This window comes from Leisingera sp. JC11 (assembly GCF_040704725.1).
In the GTDB taxonomy this organism is placed as follows: Bacteria; Pseudomonadota; Alphaproteobacteria; order Rhodobacterales; family Rhodobacteraceae; genus Leisingera.
The window spans coordinates 23648-42921 of the sequence record NZ_JBFCVS010000006.1 but is presented as its reverse complement, the minus strand read 5'-3'; the positions used below and the strand labels follow the sequence as shown (position 1 = coordinate 42921).

18 protein-coding genes are annotated in these 19274 nt (G+C 65.4%); 13 read left to right on the top strand and 5 right to left on the bottom strand.

What is annotated here, in order from left to right; genetic code table 11:
* Positions 1-140: 140 nt before the first annotated feature.
* The 3 genes from AB1A62_RS08345 to AB1A62_RS08335 all read left to right on the top strand — a co-directional run bounded on the left by AB1A62_RS08345 (position 141) and on the right by AB1A62_RS08335 (position 2993).
* Positions 141-1589 carry a glutamine synthetase family protein gene (locus AB1A62_RS08345; protein ID WP_366661051.1) on the top strand — a complete coding sequence of 483 codons (1449 nt, stop codon included), beginning with the start codon at positions 141-143 and terminating at the stop codon, positions 1587-1589.
* 190 nt (positions 1590-1779) lie between these two features.
* Entirely contained in the window at positions 1780-2139 is a 360-nt protein-coding gene (gcvH, locus tag AB1A62_RS08340) for a glycine cleavage system protein GcvH (protein ID WP_039183528.1), read from the top strand.
* 137 nt (positions 2140-2276) lie between these two features.
* Positions 2277-2993: an NAD(P)H-dependent oxidoreductase gene (locus AB1A62_RS08335; RefSeq protein ID WP_366661050.1), complete on the top strand. Its 717-nt coding sequence runs from the start codon at positions 2277-2279 to the stop codon at positions 2991-2993.
* Positions 2994-3008: 15 nt separating this feature from the next.
* On the opposite strand, the gene AB1A62_RS08330 is transcribed toward AB1A62_RS08335, so the two are convergent.
* The 3 genes from AB1A62_RS08330 to truA all read right to left on the bottom strand — a co-directional run bounded on the left by AB1A62_RS08330 (position 3009) and on the right by truA (position 5734).
* The gene (locus AB1A62_RS08330) at positions 3009-3944 is read right to left on the bottom strand and encodes a glyoxylate/hydroxypyruvate reductase A (protein ID WP_366661049.1); all 936 of its coding nucleotides are present in this window, start codon (positions 3942-3944) and stop codon (positions 3009-3011) included.
* A gap of 94 nt (positions 3945-4038) precedes the next feature.
* Complete coding sequence (locus AB1A62_RS08325; protein ID WP_366661048.1) at positions 4039-4773, bottom strand: NYN domain-containing protein; 735 nt, start codon at positions 4771-4773, stop codon at positions 4039-4041.
* A gap of 193 nt (positions 4774-4966) precedes the next feature.
* A complete protein-coding gene (truA, locus tag AB1A62_RS08320; protein ID WP_366661047.1) occupies positions 4967-5734 on the bottom strand; it encodes a tRNA pseudouridine(38-40) synthase TruA in 768 nt (255 codons plus the stop codon).
* Between the two features lie 192 nt (positions 5735-5926).
* Between truA and AB1A62_RS08315 the strand changes: the two genes are divergently transcribed.
* From AB1A62_RS08315 to AB1A62_RS08305, 3 genes are read left to right on the top strand one after another with little or no spacing between them, the layout of a single operon-like run.
* Positions 5927-7342, top strand: coding sequence for a YcjX family protein (locus tag AB1A62_RS08315; RefSeq protein ID WP_366661046.1), 1416 nt, complete (start codon positions 5927-5929; stop codon positions 7340-7342).
* A complete protein-coding gene (locus AB1A62_RS08310; RefSeq protein ID WP_366661045.1) occupies positions 7339-7794 on the top strand; it encodes a GNAT family N-acetyltransferase in 456 nt (151 codons plus the stop codon). The genes AB1A62_RS08315 and AB1A62_RS08310 overlap by 4 nt, the downstream gene beginning before the upstream one ends.
* Positions 7791-8780, top strand: a complete 990-nt coding sequence (locus AB1A62_RS08305) for a YcjF family protein (protein WP_366661044.1) — start codon at positions 7791-7793, stop codon at positions 8778-8780. The genes AB1A62_RS08310 and AB1A62_RS08305 overlap by 4 nt, the downstream gene beginning before the upstream one ends.
* Positions 8781-8787: 7 nt before the next feature.
* Here the strand turns inward: AB1A62_RS08305 and AB1A62_RS08300 are convergent, their stop codons facing one another.
* Entirely contained in the window at positions 8788-9210 is a 423-nt protein-coding gene (locus tag AB1A62_RS08300; RefSeq protein WP_366661043.1) for a group III truncated hemoglobin, read from the bottom strand.
* A 157-nt stretch (positions 9211-9367) separates the two neighbouring features.
* Here AB1A62_RS08300 and AB1A62_RS08295 point away from each other — a divergent pair, with 157 nt between their 5' ends.
* The 6 genes from AB1A62_RS08295 to AB1A62_RS08270 all read left to right on the top strand — a co-directional run bounded on the left by AB1A62_RS08295 (position 9368) and on the right by AB1A62_RS08270 (position 17686).
* Entirely contained in the window at positions 9368-10675 is a 1308-nt protein-coding gene (locus AB1A62_RS08295; protein WP_366661042.1) for an SDR family oxidoreductase, read from the top strand.
* Between the two features lies 1 nt (position 10676).
* Positions 10677-11165 carry a DUF2269 domain-containing protein gene (locus AB1A62_RS08290; RefSeq protein WP_366661041.1) on the top strand — a complete coding sequence of 163 codons (489 nt, stop codon included), beginning with the start codon at positions 10677-10679 and terminating at the stop codon, positions 11163-11165.
* A 273-nt stretch (positions 11166-11438) separates the two neighbouring features.
* Positions 11439-14441, top strand: a complete 3003-nt coding sequence (ileS, locus tag AB1A62_RS08285) for an isoleucine--tRNA ligase (protein ID WP_366661040.1) — start codon at positions 11439-11441, stop codon at positions 14439-14441.
* A gap of 235 nt (positions 14442-14676) precedes the next feature.
* Positions 14677-15426 (top strand): hypothetical protein, encoded by a 750-nt coding sequence (locus tag AB1A62_RS08280; protein ID WP_366661039.1) that lies wholly within the window; start codon positions 14677-14679, stop codon positions 15424-15426.
* Between the two features lie 143 nt (positions 15427-15569).
* Positions 15570-16649: a transporter substrate-binding domain-containing protein gene (locus AB1A62_RS08275; protein WP_366661038.1), complete on the top strand. Its 1080-nt coding sequence runs from the start codon at positions 15570-15572 to the stop codon at positions 16647-16649.
* 14 nt (positions 16650-16663) lie between these two features.
* A complete protein-coding gene (locus tag AB1A62_RS08270; protein WP_366661037.1) occupies positions 16664-17686 on the top strand; it encodes a transporter substrate-binding domain-containing protein in 1023 nt (340 codons plus the stop codon).
* Positions 17687-18191: 505 nt separating this feature from the next.
* Here AB1A62_RS08270 and AB1A62_RS08265 read toward each other — a convergent pair.
* Positions 18192-18566, bottom strand: coding sequence for a hypothetical protein (locus AB1A62_RS08265; protein WP_366661036.1), 375 nt, complete (start codon positions 18564-18566; stop codon positions 18192-18194).
* Between the two features lie 180 nt (positions 18567-18746).
* Between AB1A62_RS08265 and AB1A62_RS08260 the strand changes: the two genes are divergently transcribed.
* Positions 18747-19199, top strand: coding sequence for a methylated-DNA--[protein]-cysteine S-methyltransferase (locus AB1A62_RS08260; RefSeq protein ID WP_366661035.1), 453 nt, complete (start codon positions 18747-18749; stop codon positions 19197-19199).
* Positions 19200-19274: the final 75 nt, after the last annotated feature.

Below are 19274 nucleotides of genomic sequence, written 5' to 3'. Positions count from 1 at the left end.
TCGCTTTGCGAACGCTGTCAAGGCGCAAAGGCACCGCAATATCCAGAATGCGCAAGGGGTTGCGGCAAAAATCTCCGCCGGCTGGACGGCGGGGCATTTCCGGTGCAATTTCAAGCAGCTCGCTATCCATGAGGCCGCCCATGGCAGAAGATTTCACATCCGGCAGACTGGCCCGCCTGGGGCTGCTGACACCCGAGGACTGCCGCAAGGCGGCGGAGATCTCGTCGCGCGCGCAATTTGACGGGATCGAAACGGTGCGGGTGCTGTTCCCGGACCAGCATGGGCTGTTGCGCGGCAAGACGGTGATGGCAGAAGCCTTTGCCTCCGTCTTCGACCGCGGCCTCAACGTGCCCGCCACCCTGCTGCTCAAGGATACCTCGCACCGCACCGCCTTTCCGGTCTGGGAGGATGGCACGGGTCTGGATGGCCCGATGCAGGGCGCAGGCGACGTTCTGCTGGTGCCGCGTCCCGAGACCTGGCGCGCGTTGCCCTGGTCCGGCCATTCCGCCTGGATCTTCTGCACGCCGGTCTACCCGGACGGCCGGCCCATCCCCTTTGCGCCCTGCGCCGTGCTGCAGCAGCAGGTGGAGATGCTGGCGGGGCAGGGCATGGCCGCCACCTTCGGGCTGGAGGTGGAGTTCCACCTGTTTGAGCTGGCCGACAAGTCCGCGGCCCACTCCCAGGCCACCCGTCCCGGCGCCCCGGTGCAGACCCGCAACCTGACCCAGGGCTACCAGTACCTCACCGAAACCCGCTATGGCGAGGTTGAGGGCATCCTGGACCTGTTGCGCCGCAACGCCCAGAAGCTCGGCCTGCCGGTGCGGTCGGTGGAAATCGAAATGGGCCCCAGCCAGGTCGAGTTCACCTTTGCGCCCGACAGTGCCATGGCGCAGGCCGACGCGATGGTGATGTTCCGCACCATGGTCAAGGAGGTCTGCGCAAGGAACGGCCTGCACGCCAGCTTCATGGCCAAGCCGCGGCTGGACAATGCCATGGCCAATGGCTGGCACGTGCATCAGTCGCTGCAGGATTTGGCCACGGGCCGCAACCTGTTCATGCCGGAAACCGCCGGGATGCTGACCCCGCCTGCCAGCGCCTGGATGGCCGGCCTGCTGAAATACGCCTCGGAAACCTCCCTGCTGATCGCGCCCACGGTGAACAGCTACAAACGCTACCTGCCGTTCCAGCTGGCCCCCAGCCGCATCGGCTGGGGCGAGGACAACCGCGGCGCCATGCTGCGCGCGCTGATGCAGCCCGGCGACCCCGCCAGCCGGATCGAAAACCGCGCCCCGGACAGCTCCGCCAACCCCTATTACGCGCTGGCCGCCCAGATCATCGCAGGCGCCGCCGGGATCCGGGAGGGGCTGGAGGCCCCGAAACCCACCCTCTCGCCCTACAGCGAGGACGCCGCGCGCCTGCCGCGCTCCCTCGGCCAGGCGCTGGAGGGCTTTGCAGGCTCAGCCCTCTGCCGCGAAGCACTGGGCGCGGAGACCGCCGATTACCTGCTGCAGCTCAAGACCTTCGAATGGGAACGCTACCTGGATACCGTCAGCGAATGGGAGCAGGCGGAGTATTTCAACCTGTTCTGAGCTCCCGCGGGGCAGCCGCGCGATGCGCAAAAAAAACCTATCCGATCCGGGAATGCCGTCTTGATCGCCAGCCCCGCCCGTTGATAGCGTATACCCGCGTATGCGAGGGGCAGCCCCTTGCCATCCGCGGCGCCATTTCCGGCGGCCTGAGACATTGAAACCCGACGCCTCTTCGAAGGAAAACACCCCCATGAAATACACTGAGGAACACGAGTGGCTGCTGCCCGAGGGCGACCTGATCACCGTCGGCATCACCGCCCACGCGGCTGAGCAGCTGGGCGAGGTGGTCTATGTCGAGCTGCCCGAGCCGGGCACCGAAGTCTCCAAGGATGACGAGATCGTGGTGATTGAATCGGTCAAGGCGGCCTCTGACATCCTGGCCCCGCTGGACGGCGAGATCGTCGAGGTGAACGAGGCGCTGGCCGATGATCCGGGCAAGGTGAACGAGGACGCCGAGGGCGACGCCTGGTTCTTCAAAATCAAGCCGTCGGACCTGTCGCCGATGGACGACTACATGGATGAGGCCGGTTACAAGGACTTCATCGGCTGATTTTTCCGGCCTGCCGCGGCTCTTGCGGCAGGCCCGGCGCCGCGGTGATCACGATCCCGCCAGCGCCCTATGCACCCGCCGGTTGCGGGCTACTATCCGGTCATCGCCAAACACCCGCGCTCAGCAGGAGGTGCGCCATGACCGGATTTTCGGGGCTCAAGGCCCTTTTCATCAACACATCGCTGAAAAAGGATGGCAGCAAAAGCCACACCCGCCTGCTGATGGAGGCATCCTCCGCCATCATGGACAAGAACGGCGTCAAGACGGAGCATCTGCATATGCTCGACCACACGGTGCCGCCGGGCGTCTATCCGGACATGACGGAACACGGCTGGGACCGCGACGACTGGCCTGCGATCTGGGAAAAGGTGAAGGCAGCACAGATCCTGGTGATCGGCACCCCGCTCTGGCTGGGTGAGGAAAGCTCGGTCTGCCGCATCCTGATCGAGCGCCTGTACGGGATGAGCGGCGAACTGAACGGCAAGGGCCAGTCGATCTATTACGGCAAGACCGGCGGCACGGTCATCACCGGCAACGAGGACGGCATCAAGCACACTGCGATGACGATCTGCTATGCGCTCAGCCATCTGGGCTTCACCATCCCGCCGCAGGCCGATTGCGGCTGGATCGGCGAGGCCGGGCCGGGGCCGTCCTATGGTGACGAGGTGGAAGGCAAGCCCGCCGGTTTCGAAAACGAGTTCACCCAGCGCAACACCACGATAATGACCTGGAACCTGATGCACCTGGCCGCAATGCTGCGCGATGCGGGCGGCTACTCGAACGAGGGCAACGACCGCAACGCATGGTCGGCGGGCTGCCGGTTCGACTATGAAAACCCGGACTACCGGTCATAGCCGTCCGGTCGGCGCTCAGTACCCGCGCTGCCGGTCCACCTCATGCAGCAGCTCTTCGTCCGCTTCCAGCCGCCGCAGGTTCTCCACCACGTCCTTCAGCGCATCGCCCAGGTGCCAGCCGGAGACATGCGGGGTGATCGTCACCTGCGGGTGCGCCCACAGCGGGTTGTCCGCGGGCAGCGGCTCTTGGCTCACCACATCCAGCACCGCATGGCCGGGCGTGCCCTTGCCCAGCGCTGCCAGCAGCGCCGGTTCATCCACCAGATCGCCGCGGCCCGCATTGATCAGCGTGGCGCCCGGCTTCATCGCCGCCAGCGTTTCCGCATTCATCAGCCTGCGGGTGGCGGGGGTGGAGGGCAGAATCGAACAGACGTAATCGCATTCGCCCAGCATCTGATGCAGCGCCGCTTCGCCATGGCGGCAGTCGACGCCCTCGATCTCCTTGGGCGAGCGGCTCCAGCCCAGCACCCGGAACCGCATGTCCCGCAGCAGCTGCGCGGTCATGCCGCCGATATGGCCCAGCCCCAGCACGCCGACGGTGGTTTCCGCCGGTCGCCCCGGCGCCAGCGGCTCCCAGGCGCTGCGGGATTGCGAGGCCGTGTGCGCCGCCATGTTGCGCTGGCCGCGCAGCACATAGGCCAGGCAGTACTCCGCAATCTCATGCGCAGGCTCCAGCGGTCTCAGCCGGGCCACCCGCACATGCGGTGCCAGGCTGGGGTGCGCCACGATGGTATCCACCCCGGCGCCCAGTTTCTGCACCAGTTGCAGGTTCGGCAGCTGTTCAGGCAAATCGCCCTTCAGCGCGGAAACCGCCAGCACGGTGATGTCTTCCAGGTTGCCAGGGTCAGAGACGGGCCGGATATCTGCGCCGGGCGCCATCGCCCGCAGCTGTTCCGCCATCTGTTCCTCGGTGTACCAGCCGTCGTGGCCGATGCTGATCAGCATTGCCATGCGCGTTCCTCCCGTCGCCGCGTCCCTGTTGCCGGACTAAGCCACGGTTTGCGCCAAAGAGGAAGCCGGTTTCTGCCCTGGCCGCAGCCCAGGGTCAGTCCAGGCGCCGCACCAGGATCTGGTTGCCCTCGCCGCGCTTGGTCTCAAACAGTTTCAGCGTGGCTATCAGCTCGCTCAGCTTGCGCTTGCCATAGCTGCGGGTGTCGAAATCCGGAAACGCCGCGGTGATATACTGGCCGATCTGGCCCAGGGTGAACCATTCGTCCTCCTGGCCGATCGCATCCATTGCCCGCACCACCAGCTTGGCCGGGTCCGGCAGTTCCGAAGGGGCATGGCCATTGCCGTCTTCCTTCTTCGGCTTTGTCTTGGCTTTGCCCGGCTCCTCCAGCAGGTTCTCCACATAGATGAACCGCTTGCAGGCCTGCACGAAGGCGGCCGGCGTCTTGCGCATGCCCATGCCGAACACATCCACCCCCTGTTCGCGGATGCGGCTGGCCAGCCGGGTGAAATCGCTGTCCGAGGAAATCAGCACAAAGCCGTCGAAGCGGCCCGAATGCAGGATGTCCATCGCGTCGATCACCAGCGCGATATCAGAGGCGTTCTTGCCGGTGGTATTGGCAAACTGCTGATGCGGCACAATCGCCAGCGCCGCCAGCTTCTCCTTGTTCCAGCCCTGCGGCCCGCCGCCGGCAAAATCGCCATAGATGCGGCGGATGCTGGCCTCGCCGAGGGAGGCGATCTCCTCGAACATCGCCTCGGCGTATTTGGCGGAGATATTGTCGGCGTCGATCAGGACGGCCAGAAGGGGCGGTTTGGCTGTAGCGGGCATTCGGGGTCTCTGCTTCGTGTTATTGGGCCGCCCCGCCGCGCACAATGCCGCTGCAGGGTCGCTGCCGGTTGGTCAGGTCCTGCGTCAGTGTGAAGGAAGGGTGTGGCGATAGAATGGCAGGGGTGTGGCAGCGGCCCGGTGCACAGGGGGTGCACAGGGGGTGTACGGATGCCGCCCCCTCCGAATTCCGGGCTCAGACGAACGGATCGTCCGGATAGCCTACACGCGCCAGATAAAGGCCATGGCCCGGGCAGACCGGCCCGCAGGCCGCCCGATCGCAGGCCTCCAGCGCGGCTTTCACGTCCGCCGGTTCCCAGGCCCCGGCGCCGACCCGCTCCAGCGTGCCGACAAAGCTTCTGACCTGGTTGTGCAGGAAGCTGCGGGCGCGGACGTGGAAATGGATTTCCGGCCCGGAGAAGCCCTGCACCCGCTCCACCGTCAGCTCGTCCAGCGTCTTGACCGGGCTGGCCGCCTGGCAGATCGAAGAGCGGAAGGTGGTGAAATCATGGTTTCCGATCAAGTGGTTGGCGGCCTCCTGCATGGCCTTCGCGTCGAGGTCATGGCTCAGCTGCCAGACCTGCCCTGCGTCATGGGTGGCAGGTGCGCGGCGGATCAGGATGCGGAACAGATACTGCCGCTCCACGGCTGAGAACCGGGCGTGCCAGTTGTCCGCGACCCGCGCGCAGTCCACGATGGCCACCGGATCGGGCTTCAGGTGGTAGTTCAGCGCCTCCGACAGGCGGAACGGGTCCCACTCCTTGGTCAGGTCGCAATGCGCCACCTGTCCCAGCGCATGCACACCGGTATCCGTGCGTCCGGCCGCAGCAATGGTGTGCTCCCCCGGCTCCAGCCGCGCCAGCGCAGCCTCGATCGCGCCCTGCACGGACGGCAAGTCCTTTTGCCTTTGCCAGCCGGCAAAAGGCTTCCCGTGGTATTCGACTTTCAAAGCAAAACGCGGCATGGCCGGGCAACTAGCAACAGGGCGGGGCCGGGGCAAGCCCCGCGTGCGGAGATGCTCTGTTGCGGACGACCGGGGTTGTGGATCGCCGGCACCAGCATGTTATGAACGCAAGCGCTTGCCGCGGCTGCGGCTGGTATCCCGGCGGCATGCTGCCTATCTTGTCAGCAGCAAGAACAGAGCAGGATCAGGGCCTTGGTGATAACCTCCCTTGCAGATGGGGTGATAAGCGGGGTGGAGAGCGCCGCCAGCGGCCTCTCCTCGGCGCTGTTCGACCGGCCCTTGCGCCTGGGCGTCACCGGGCTCGCGCGCTCCGGCAAGACGGTGTTCATCACCTCACTTGTCGCCAACCTGATGGACCGGGGCCGGATGCTGCAGCTGAACGCCGCGCGCGAAGGACGGATCGAGGCCGCCTTCCTGCAGCCCCAGCCCGACGACACCGTGCCGCGGTTCGACTATGAAAACCACCTCGCGGCGCTGACCGGGCCGTCACCGCATTGGCCGGACAGCACAAGGGCGGTGTCAGAGCTGCGTCTCAGCCTCAAGGTGCGGCCCGCCGGCCTGCTGGCGGGCCTGCAGGGGCCGCGCACGCTGCATCTGGATATTGTCGACTACCCGGGCGAGTGGCTGCTGGATCTGGCCTTGCTGGACAAAACCTACGCCGAGTGGTCAGCGGATGTGCTTGCCCGGATAGCCAGCCGCCCGCAGGCGGCCCGTTTTTTGGCTGAACAATCCAAGGTTGTCCCCGCAGGGACACATGACGAACCGCAAGCCCAGGCGCTTGCCGCCGCCTTCACGGACTACTTGGCCTCCGCCCGCGCGGCGGGGTTCTATGATTGCACCCCGGGGCGCTTCCTGCTGCCCGGCGATCTGGAAGGCTCGCCGGTGCTGACCTTCGCCCCCCTGCCGCAGGACGGCAGCGCCCCGCGGGGCAGCCTGTGGCGCGAAATGGACCGGCGCTACGAGGCCTATAAATCCAAGGTCGTCAAACCCTTCTTCCGCGACCACTTTGCCCGCATCGACCGGCAGGTGGTGCTGGTGGATGCGCTCTCGGCAATCCATTCCGGCCCGCAGGCGGTAGAGGACCTGCGCCATGCGATGACCGATATCCTCAGCGCCTTCAAACCGGGCCGCAACCATTTCCTGACCCGGCTCCTGGGCGGAAAGCGGGTGGAGAAGATCCTCTTTGCCGCGACCAAGGCCGACCACCTGCACCACGCCCAGCACCCGCAGATGACCGCCGTCATCGAGGCCCTGACCCGCGAGGCGCAGGACCGCGCCCGCTTTGCCGGCGCTGAGACTGCGGCGCTGGCACTGGCCTCTCTGCGCACGACAACGGAAGAAATGCGCAGCCACAACGGGACCGAGCTGCCCTGCGTGCGCGGCACTCTGCTGGAGACCGGCAAACAGGCGGCCTTTTACCCCGGCGCGCTGCCCGAGGACCCAGCCCAGCTGCTGACCCCTGCGCGGCAGGGAGCTGAGCGCTGGCTGGAGGGCGACTATCAGGCGATGGCCTTTGCGCCCGCGCCGCTTACTCTGAAACACGGCAGCGGTCCGCCGCACATCCGCCTGGACCGCGCCGCAGACTTCCTGATCGGAGATGCCCTGTGACCCTGTCCCTGCGCCCCGCCACGCCTTTGGATGCCGGAACGGTTGGGGATATTCTCTACCGGTTTCAACAGGATACCGCTTGGATGCCCAAGCTCTATTCCTCCGCCGAGGTGATCTCTTTCTGCGGCGTCATGATCGATCGCGGCTGGGTGACTGTGGCGGAACGGGGCGGGCAGATCCTCGGGTTTCTGGCCCGCAAGGAAGACGAGGTCTGCTCGCTCTACCTTGCACCCGACGCCTGCGGCCAGGGTGCAGGCAAGATGCTGCTGGATGCGGCCAAGGCGGCTGCGCCGCGGCTCATCTTGCGAACTTTCACGGCGAATGAACGGGCGCAAAAGTTCTACCAGCGCGAAGGATTCTCCGAGACCGGCCGCGGCGATGGCACGAACAACGAGGAAGGCCTGCCCGACATCGCCTATGAATGGCGCGCAGCACGGGAGGCCGCTGCATGAGCAACAAACCGGTCCTGTTTGATCTGGAGGAGGAGGCCGAGGCGCCCTCCGTTGCGGAGGCGCCGCCGGTCCCTGATCCGGCTTTTCTGGCGGCCCCGCCGGCCGCAATGGAGCAGGCCGCTCGCATTGCAGCCCGCAGGCCGTCGCGGCTGGCGCGCTGGTTCTGGGCGCTGCTGGTTGCGGTGGTTGGCGCCATGGCCTCGGTCGCGGCTTGGGACTTTGCCGCCGGCTTGATCGCCCGGGTGCCGGTGCTCGGCTGGGCCGTCAGCGCCGGGCTGGCCATGCTGCTGCTGCTGGCGCTGGCGATGGGCTTGCGCGAGCTGGCCGCGCTGTCGCGGCTGCGCCGCGTCGATGCCCTGCGGCATCAGGCGGCAGAGGCTGCGGATCTTGCCTCGGCCCGCGCTTTCACCGCCCGGCTGGAGGGCTTCTACAAGGGGCGCGAGGATCTTACCTGGCACCAGGCCCGGCTGGCGGAGCGCCAGGCGGACATAATGGACGGCGACGCCTTGCTGCTGCTGGCAGAGGAAGAGCTTCTGGTGCCGCTGGACGCGCTGGCCCTGCGCGAGGTGGAGGCCGCCGCCCGGCAGGTCGCGACAGTGACCGCGCTGGTGCCGATGGCGCTGGCGGATATACTGACGGCGCTGGTCTCTTCGCTGCGCATGATCCGCCGGGTGGCGGGGATTTATGGCGGCCGCCCCGGTTTCTTCAGTTCCTGGCGGCTGACCCGCGCGGTGCTGGCGCATCTGGCTGCCACCGGCGCAGTGGCCGCGGGCGATGATCTGCTGGAGCCGGTGCTGGGCGGCTCCGTGCTGTCGAAACTCTCCCGCCGTTTCGGCGAGGGGCTGGTCAACGGTGCTTTGTCTGCCCGCGTTGGCATCGCTGCGATGGAGGTTTGCCGCCCGATGCCGTTCTCGCCGCAGCACCGGCCCAGCACCCGCAAGGTGGTCCAGCGGGCGCTGACGGGTCTGTTTTCAAAGGAAAAATAGGCGGCGTTCAGAACAGTTTGGGCGGCTGGTCCTTGGGCTGGCGCATCGCCACGACGCCGGTGCGGAAACCCTCGCCGATGCGGTCGGCCAGGGCGCTCCATTGCAGCGCGGTGCGCTCCGGCAGTTCCGCGCGCAGCACCTCGTGGAACAGGCCCAGCCAGATCGGGAAGTGCTCTGCCTTCACGTCGGGCCGCGAGACATGCACCCGCATCGGATTGCCGCTGTAGCTGCGCTCGCGCAGGATCGCATTGCGCCAGAAGCCTGCGATCTTCTCCTCATGCTCCGGCCAGTCGCTGACATGGGCGGCAAACACCGGACCCAGCACATCATCGGCGCGCACCTGCATGTAGAACACCGCCACCACGCGGGAGATTTCCTCTGCGGTGATCTCGAACCGCGCCAGCGGGTTCTGTGTTTCGGTATCGGTCATTGTCTGCTCCGGCCTGCTTTGGCCTGTAGATAGGTGGAAGCCAAGCCGAGCGGAAGGGTAAAGGCGCATCTGCCGCAGCTCCAGCTTGCGGCGGCGCTGGCGCCTGCGGCCGCCACCGCTATGGTGAGCGAGGGATTTGTCAAAAAGGCATTCATTGATGGCGGAGAATGCGAAGAGGGTGCTGGTTTTAGGCGCCTATGGGTTTATCGGGGCTGAGGTGGTGCGCACCCTTCGGGCCGCTGGAATGCGTGTGACTGGCCTGGGACGCAGCACCGCGCAGGCAGCGCGGGTGCTGCCGGACGTTCCATTCAAGCAGGGCGACCTCTTGCAGCTGTTGCGGCCTGAGGGCTGGGCGCCGCTGCTGCAGGGCGCGGACGCCGTGGTGAATTGCGCGGGGGTTCTGCAGGATATGGCGCCGGGTGAACTGGAGGCCGTGCATCACACCGCCATCGCAGCCCTGGGCACGGCCTGTGCGGAGCGGGGCATCGCGGTAGTGCAGATTTCAGCGGCCGGGGCAGGTCCGGACGCGGGGACAGAGTTCATGCGCAGCAAGGGGCGGGGGGACGCAGCCTTGCGGGCCACCGGTGCGCCGCTGCGTATCCTGAAGCCAGGGCTGGTGATCGGGCAAAACGCCTATGGCGGCACGGGGCTGCTGAGAATGCTGGCAGCGGTGCCGTGGGTGCAGCCTGTGGCGCTGGCAGACGCGCCGGTGCAATGCATCGGCATGGCGGATCTGGCGGCGGCGGTTGTTGCTGCGCTGCGCGGTGATCTGCCGCAGGGCACCTATGACCTAGTGGAGGATCAGCCGCACAGCCTGGAAGATGTACTGGCAGAGACCCGCAGCTGGCTGGGGTATGTACCGGCAAGTCTGGTGCTGCGGATCCCGGGCTGGCTGCTGCCGCCGGTTGCAGCCTGTGCCGACGCTTTGGGGCGGCTGGGCTGGCGCTCTCCGCTGCGCTCCACCGCAATGGCCGAAATCCGCAGCGGTGTGCGCGGTGATCCCGCACCGCACCGGGCTGCCATGGGGCAGGGGATTGCACCGCTCCAGACTATCTACAAATCGCTGTCTTCCGGGCGCGCGCACCGGCTGGATGCGCGAATGGCACTGCTGATGCCGGCTGCCGTCACGGTACTGAGCCTGTTCTGGCTGGCCTCGGGCTTGATTGGTTTATGGCAGATAGAGGCTGCGGTGGCGGTGCTGACGGATGCGGGATGGGGCAGCCTGCCGGCGAAAGCCAGTGTTGCATTCTGGTCGCTTGCCGATATTGCGCTGGGGCTGGCCATCCTGTGGCGGCCCTGGGCCGCGCGGGCCTGCCTGGGCATGGTGGCGGTCTCGCTGATCTACTTGGCTGCAGCCACTGCCGTCACGCCGCAGATGTGGGCGGATCCGCTGGGGCCGCTGGTCAAGGTGCTGCCAGGGCTGATGCTGGCGCTGATCACCCATCAGCTGCTGCAGGAGCGTTGAGATGGAGCTGGACCTGATCTTGCGCTGGTTGCATGTCATAGGCGCCTGCGTGCTGCTGGGAACCGGCGCGGGCATCGCCTTTTTCATGCTGATGGCACACCGTACGCGGGACGCGGCGCTGATTGCCCACACCGCCAGCATCGTGGTGCTGGCAGACCTGTTGTTCACCGCCACGGCCGTGATTGCCCAGCCTGTCACCGGCGGGTTGCTGGCCTGGCGGCTGGGCTGGCCGCTGAGCGCCGGCTGGCTGGCGCTGTCGCTGGGGCTTTATGTGCTGACAGGGCTGTTCTGGCTGCCGGTGGTCTGGATCCAGCTGCGGCTGCGCGACCTGGCGCGGGCGGCAGCGGAGGCGGGAGGGGCGCTGCCCGCGCGGTATCACCGGCTGTTCGCGATCTGGTTCGTCTGCGGCATTCCCGCCTTCGCCGCGGTGCTGATGATCCTCTGGCTGATGCTGGCGCGGCCTGATCTGGGCGTGTGGCTGGTGCGCTAGCCCTTGCTTATTGCCGGGCCGCAGGCCGTGCAGCGCCCGTCCCGCCCCCCATCGGGGCGGGCGCTGCCCTCATCAAAATGCGGCACATCTGCCGCTTTACCCTCCTGCCGCACCGTCCTATAAGGCGGCTCATGTCCCTATTCGCGGCCATCATTATTCGAATTATATCCCCGGCGCTCTGAAACCATTGAGCCGCCGGGCAAAGGCGCTTGAGCCATCGCGCCGAACCGAATATCCCAATTTCCGACCTTGATCATCCAAAGGACGCCCCCGATGTGCGCCGACACGCCCCAGACGCCTGACTACAAAGACACCCTGAACCTGCCGAAAACCGATTTCCCGATGCGCGCGGGCCTGCCCAAGCGCGAGCCTGGCTGGCTGGAGCGCTGGGCGCAGATCGGCGTCTACGACAAGCTGCGCGAGAAGGCCGCCGGGGCCAAGGGCACAGACGGGGAACGCAAGCCCTTCACCCTGCACGACGGCCCGCCCTATGCAAACGGCCACCTGCACATCGGCCACGCGCTGAACAAGACCATCAAGGACATGATCGTGCGCTCGCACCAGATGATGGGCTTTGACGCGCGCTATGTGCCGGGCTGGGACTGCCACGGCCTGCCGATCGAATGGAAGATCGAGGAGCAGTACCGCAAGAAGGGCAAGAACAAGGACGCGGTGCCGGTTGTGGAATTCCGCCAGGAATGCCGCGCCTTTGCCGACGGCTGGGTCGATATCCAGCGCGAGGAGTTCAAGCGGCTGGGCATCACCGGCAACTGGGATGATCCGTATCTCACTATGAACTACCACGCCGAGGCGGTGATCGCGGATGAGTTCATGAAATTCCTGATGAACGGCACGCTGTATCAGGGCTCCAAGCCCGTGATGTGGTCTCCGGTCGAGAAGACCGCCCTGGCCGAGGCCGAGGTCGAATACCACGACAAGGAAAGCTTCACCATCTGGGTGAAGTTCAAGGTGGCCGAGGCTGGCGGGTTTGTGGCCGCCGACGGCGAGGATGCTGATTTCGCAGGCGCCGACTCGGCGATCGTGGCACAGGACCTGGAAGGCGCCCATGTGGTGATCTGGACCACCACGCCCTGGACCATCCCCTCGAACAAGGCGGTGGTGTACGGCGCGGACATTGCTTATGGCCTTTATGAAGTGACCGGCACCCCGGAGGAATGCTGGGCCAATACCGGCGACCGCTTCCTGCTGGCCGACAATCTGGCGGCAGAGGTGTTCAAGCGTGCCCGCCTGGGCGAGGACCAGTACGCGCGCCTGCGCGGCGTCTCCGCTGACGAATTGTCCAGCCTGTCGCTGCAGCATCCGCTTGCAGGCGCCGAAGGCTCGAACGGCGAATGGGACGGCATCCGCGACTTCCGCGCCGCCCCCTTTGTGACCGACACCGAAGGCACCGGCTTTGTTCACTGCGCACCCAGCCACGGTATGGAGGAATTCGAGCTCTACCGTGATCTGAACATGCTGGAGCAGATGATCACCTACAACGTGATGGACGACGGCGGCTTCCGGGCTGACCTGCCGTTCTTTGGCGGCACCTACATCCTCAACCGCAAGGGCGGTGAGGGCGATGCCAACAAGACCATCATCGACAAGCTGGTTGAGGTCGGCGGCCTGCTGGCGCGCGGCAAGATCAAGCACAGCTACCCGCATTCCTGGCGCTCCAAAGCGCCGATCATCTACCGCAACACGCCGCAGTGGTTTGCCTCTGTCGACCGCAAGCTGGACGACGGCATGGATGAGATGGGCAACAGCATCCGCGAGCGCGCGCTGCGCTCGATCGACGAATTGGTGAAATGGTGGCCGCAAACGGGCCGCAACCGCCTGCATTCGATGATCGAAAGCCGCCCTGACTGGGTGCTGTCGCGCCAGCGCGCCTGGGGTGTGCCGCTCACCTGCTTCACCAAGAAAGGGGCGTTGCCGACCGATGCGGACTTCCTCTTGCGCAACGAAGACGTGAACAAGCGCATCGTTGCGGAGTTCGAGGAACACGGCGCCGACGTCTGGTATCAGGACGGCTTCAAGGCCCACGTGCTGGACGGCATCGTCGATGCGGACGCTTATGACCAGGTATTCGACGTGCTGGACGTGTGGTTCGACAGCGGCTCGACCCATGCCTTTGTGCTGCGCGACCGCGAAGACGGCACCGAGGACGGCATCGCCGACGTCTACATGGAAGGCACCGACCAGCACCGCGGCTGGTTCCACTCCTCGCTGCTGCAGGCCTGCGGCACCAAGGGCCGCGCGCCTTACCGCAACGTGGTGACCCATGGCTTCACGCTGGACGAGAAGGGCATGAAAATGTCCAAGTCGCTCGGCAACACCATTGTGCCGGAAGAGGTCGTCAAACAGTACGGCGCCGACATCCTGCGCCTGTGGGTGGCCCAGACCGATTACACCGCCGACCAGCGGATCGGCCCGGAAATCCTGAAAGGCACCGCCGACAGCTACCGCCGCCTGCGCAACACCATGCGCTTCATGCTGGGCAGCTTGGGCGACTTCAGCGAGGATCAGCGGGTTGAGCCTGCGGATATGCCCGAACTGGAACAGTGGGTGCTGCACCGTCTGGCCGAACTGGATCACAAGGTCCGCACCGGCTACCAGTCGTTCGACTTCCAGGGCGTGTTCTCGGCGGTCTTCAACTTTGCCACCGTGGATCTGTCGGCCTTCTACTTCGACATCCGCAAGGATGCGCTCTACTGCGACGGCGACACCCTGAACGCCCGTGCGGCGCGCACCGTGCTGGACATCCTGTTCCACCGCCTGACCACCTGGCTGGCGCCGATCCTGGTGTTCACCATGGAAGAGGTGTGGCTGGAGAAATACCCGGGTGAAGGCAGCTCCGTGCACCTGCAGGATATCCCGGAGACCCCCGCCGACTGGCTGAACGAGCCGCTGGCCGCCAAGTGGTCCAAAATCCGCCAGGCCCGCCGGGTGGTGACCGCGGCGCTGGAAGTGCAGCGCACCGACAAGGTGATCGGCGCCTCGCTGGAGGCGGCACCGGTGGTGCATGTGCGCGATACGGAGGCTCTGGCGGCGCTGAAGTCGGTCAATTTCGCCGATGTCTGCATTACTTCGGACATCGCGCTGACCGGCGACCCGGCCCCGGCCGAAGCATTTCGCATGCCGGAAGTGGACGGTGTGTCGGTGGTGTTTGAAAAGGCCGAGGGCGGCAAGTGCCAGCGCTGCTGGAAGATCCTGCCGGATGTCGGCAGCCACAGCCACGAAGGGGTCTGCGGCCGCTGCGACAGCGCGCTGGGATAAGCCGCTGCTCACCTAAGAATTGCACGCAACGCCCGGCCTGAACGCCGGGCGTTGTCTATTTGCGCTATATTAACGGCATTTTCCACACGTTTCCCGGGAAATTCCTTGTGTTCTTCCTGAACAGATTCCTCTAGATGTTGACCGGTTTTCCACAACTGGTTAATAAAACGTTAATTCCATGTAGATTTTAAGCCGACATTTCAAAATATGGCATGGGGCAGGGGGACAGTTTTTTATGCTGAAGCTGAAAGCGGATGCGCAGCCGGCAGCTGAGCCGGATAAGGCGCGCGGCGCGGCAGTCCGGATTGACGGGGTGTCAGCACCGAAGAACATCAAAATCGGGCTTGTTGCGGCCAGCTCCGGGACAGACAAGGCAAACAAGGCAAAAGCCTCTGCCGGCGCAACCGCGGCGAAGGCCGCCAAATCCGCAAAACCTGCGGAGGTGAAGCCGCAAGCGGCTCCAAAGCCGCAGCAATTCGCACCGGTGCCTGCCGAAAACGGGTCTGCGCTGCCGAAGCTGGGTCTTGCGGCTGCCGGGCTGGCGGTGGCTGCTGCGATGCTCCTCTACTTTCAGTTTGGCGGCAGCGCGCCTGCGGAGGACGCACAGGTTGCGGCGCTGCAGGCTGACCGGCCTGCGGCAGAGGTTCCGGCAGGTGCCGCTGCAGCAGCGGGGCTCGAAGGCGCTGCAGCCGGCGGCGAGGATGCACTGGTGGCGCGCATAACCGAAGGCACGCTGGCGGCGCTGCGCAGTAAACAGGGTACCCAGCCCTCGGCTGCCCCGGCCCCGGCTGCGGTAACCGCCGAAGGCTCTGCGCTTTACAAGATGGTGCTGACGGCCGCCGCACAGGGCCAGTCCGCGGCCTATATCGACCAGCTGGTGAACGGCGCCTATGAGCGGCAGGAAATCTCGGTCCCTGCCAGCCTGATCGGTGCTGACGGGCGGGTGGATACGGCCACGCTGCTGGCGTTGTTCGTCGGAAACTAAGCACTTTTAACCGCGGCGGCCCGTGAAAGGTGCCGCCGTGCGGGCAGCTGTTTTGTCCGCGCACCATTATCAACAGCAAAACAGATCAACAGGCGCCGCCCGCCCATTCCGCGGACCAGGCGCCGCTTACTTCCGGGGGGAACATGAAGACCTTTTTCGCTGCCGCTGCCATCGGGCTGTCCGGCCTTTTCGCCACGTCCGCCGCCGCTGAAACCTGCGGCGGCATTTATACCGTGCAATCCGGTGACAGCCTGTCGGTGATCGCTGACAAGCTGTATAAGGACGCGGGCAAGTGGAGCGCCATCCACAACCGCAACATTGACCAGATCGGGCCCAAGCCGGAGGCCATCCGTGTCGGCATGAAGCTGTCGCTGGCCTGCCTGGAAGGGCTGCCGCTGGGCCTGCCGGGCGGCAGGGAAATCTCTGCCGCTGCCCCTGCCGTTGCGGTGCCGGTCAAGGTGGCGCCGGGAAACGCGGCGGTGCGCAAGAAGATCAACCTGCTGACCGGGGACGACTATGCGCCCTTCACCTCCAAGGCCGCGCACAATGGCGGGCTGATCACCGAGGTGGTGAATGCGGCGATGGCTCAGGCCGCGCCTTCCGAAGGCTACGCTATCCATTGGGTCAATGACTGGTCCTCTCATTTCGATCCGCTGCTGTCCAACGCACTGCTGGATCTGGGCTTCCCCTGGTACAAGCCCGACTGTGAAACCATGCCGGACAGCTACCGCTGCCAGAACTTCCACTTCTCCGAGCCGATGTTCGAAACCCTGATGCTGCTGTTCGCGCATAAGGACCGGCCGTTTGTGTTCACCAGCGACAGCGATATCGAGGGCAAGACCCTGTGCCGCCCCGCCGGTTACCTGACCTTTGATTTGGATGAGCGCGGCCGCAACTGGATTGCGGAGAAGAAGATCACCCTGAAGCAGCCGCACATGGTGAAGGATTGTTTTGACATGGTGGCCGCGGGCGAAGCGGACGCAGTGGCGATCAACGAATTCACCGGCCGCAGCGTGATGAAGGAGAACGGCATCACGGATCAGTTCACCGTGCTGCCGCAGCCGCTGTCGGTGCTGGGCATCTATGTGGTGGTGCACAAGACCCATCCGCGCGCCGATGAAATGCTGACGATGATCAACAAGGGCCTGCGCGCAATTCAGGAGGATGGCAGCTATCAGACCATCGTCGAAGACCACATGGCCCGGATCTGGGCCGGGTTCTGAGGGAGGATGCCTGCATGAAACGGCTTTTCTCGCGCCTCTTCCAGCTGGCCGCCTTGTTCACCATGGCGCCAGCCGCGGCCTGGGCGATCTGTGATGTCGACTATGTGGCGCAGCCGGGGGACACGCTGTTCTCCATCGCGGAAACCCACTATGGCGACCGCAACCGCTGGACCATGGTCTATTACCGCAACCAGAAACTGCTGGCAGGCGCCACGGTGCTGCCGGGCCGCAAGCTGTTCATTCCCTGCCTGACCGGCGCCACCGCGCCGGATGCCACCCCGCTGCGGCAGGAGAAGGCGGAGCTGACGCTGCTGACCGGCAGCGGCTACGGCCCGTTCACCGACCGCAGCCTGCCGGGGCAGGGCATGGTGACGGAGCTGATCAACGCCGCGCTGGAGCTGGCGCCGGCGCCGGTCAGCTACTCGGTCAGCTGGGAGGACGACTGGTCCAGGCACCTGTTCCCGATGCTCGACAAGAAAGAGTTCGATATGGGCTTCCCCTGGCTGAAACCCGACTGCGCGGCAGAGCCGGACAACGAGCGCTGTGCGAACTTCCACTTTTCCGAGCCGGTGATGACCATGCCCATCATGCTGTTTGTGCGGGCAGGCGGCGGCTTTGAATACGCCGAGGATGCCGATGTCGAAGGAAAGACATTATGCCGCCCGGCGGGGTATTTCACCCATGACCTGAACCGCCCGGACCGGCGCTGGCTGGACGCGGAAAAGATCACGCTGGTGCAGCCGGACACCCCGGCGGACTGCTTCCGCATGGTGGCGGAGGGGCAGGTGGACGCGGCGGCGGTAAACCTGTTCCTAGGTGCCAATACCATCGTGGCGGAGGACCTGCGCGACACCGTGGTGCCGCTGGAGAAACCGCTGTCGGAGGAAGGCCTGCACGTGGTGATTTCCAAGCGCCACTGGCGGGGCACCACCCATCTCTACCGGATCAATGCAGGGCTTCAAAACCTGCGCGACAGCGGCCGGTTCGAGGAGATCATGTCGCGCCATCTGGAATTGTTCTGGGCGCAGCTGCAATAACCGCCGGAGAGGTCAGGGTGTCAGCGTCCTGGCCTTTTATTAGCCGTGAAAAGCCGCCTTCGCTTCTCCTGCCTTTCATCGCCAGGGGTGATCCGGCCCGCCGACAAGGCGCGTTGCATCAGCAGGTGTTCTGCCAGACCGCATTTTCATGAAGCAGCTCATCGCTATCCGCCGCAGCTGCCGGTCCGGCGATCTCCCGGCCGTGTCCGCTGACTTCCGGCTGCGGCGCATCCTGGGGTGCTTCTCCGGACCGCCTGGGGTGTTGCCGGCAGATCCGCTTTTGTCCGGTTCGCCGGAGCGGGCAACGGGCCTGGCGGTCAGAAATCCGCGGTTCGGCTTAATAGGATCCACAGGTCCTGAAACTGGTGAAAACACCACAGAGTGTCCCGCGAGGGGGCAATGAACCGTTCTTAAAGCGGTTTTAACACCTCAGGCCTAACGGCGTGTGAACTGACTCCGCCAGCGGGGTATAATGCGCTGCAGGCAACCGGGCTTCGGCCGCGGGTTAGCCGGTGATGCGCTGCACCTTGGCATAGTTTGCTTCCGCGGCCAGAACGCTGAACGGCTTGGGGCCGGCATGGCAGCCGTTCATCAGATCCTGGTAATAGGCATCCATGTCCAAACCCTTTGCCGGGCGCTGCTCCAGCGCCTCTGCGCGGGCGGCTTCGCGGGCCGGGCCGATATACCGGGCGGTCAGGGCGTCAGCAGAGGTGCCGGTCTGCACCGCATCCCGGCCCGGGGTCTGGGCGCTGCCATTGATCAGGGATGCATCAGCAAGCGCACTGGCTGCGGTTCCGGCGGCCGGTGCCTGCTGGCGGAGGGCCTGGCTCTGCTTCATGACGTTGTAGAAGCCGGCGCCGCTGGAAACTGCTGAAATCATCTGACTGACCTTTAGCTCTGTTCTTGAACTTCACTTTAGTAGAATTTGATACAATCTGGTCGGAAAGCTTTAGGGCTGGTTAACAAGGTGTTAACGCGGGCAGCCCGGATCTGCCGCCAGGGCTTGCGGCCGGCGCCGTTGCGCCAGAGAATGCGGCCCGGAAACCGCCGGAGGGGAAGGATGATTTCAGCAAGCCTTGAAACGCCCGTCGGGCCGCTGAGCGTGGCGGAGCGCGACGGCGCCATCGTGCGGCTGGACTGGACGGCTGAAGCCAGCGGGCAGTCAGCGCTGCTGTCGCAGGCGCTGGAACAGCTGCGCGCCTATTTCGCAGGGGAGCTGACGGCGTTCGACCTGCCGCTGCAAGTCGGCGGCTCGGACTTTCAGCGTGCCGTTTGTGACGCAATGCTGGCGATCCCCTTTGGCGAGACCCGCACCTATGGCGAAATAGCAAAGGATCTGGGGGCGCCGCCGCAGCCGGTCGGCAATGCCTGTGGCGGCAATCCGATTCCGGTGATTATCCCGTGCCACCGGGTGCTGAGCGCCTCCGGGCTTGGCGGGTTCTCCGGCAAAGGCGGGGTGGAGACCAAGGTGGCTTTGTTGAAACACGAAGGTGCCGCGGGCCTGCTGATCTGACCCTGGCGGGCACTCCTGTCGCTTCAGCTTCTTTTGGCTGCGACAATCCCGGGGTGTATGCCCCCAGTCGGGCAG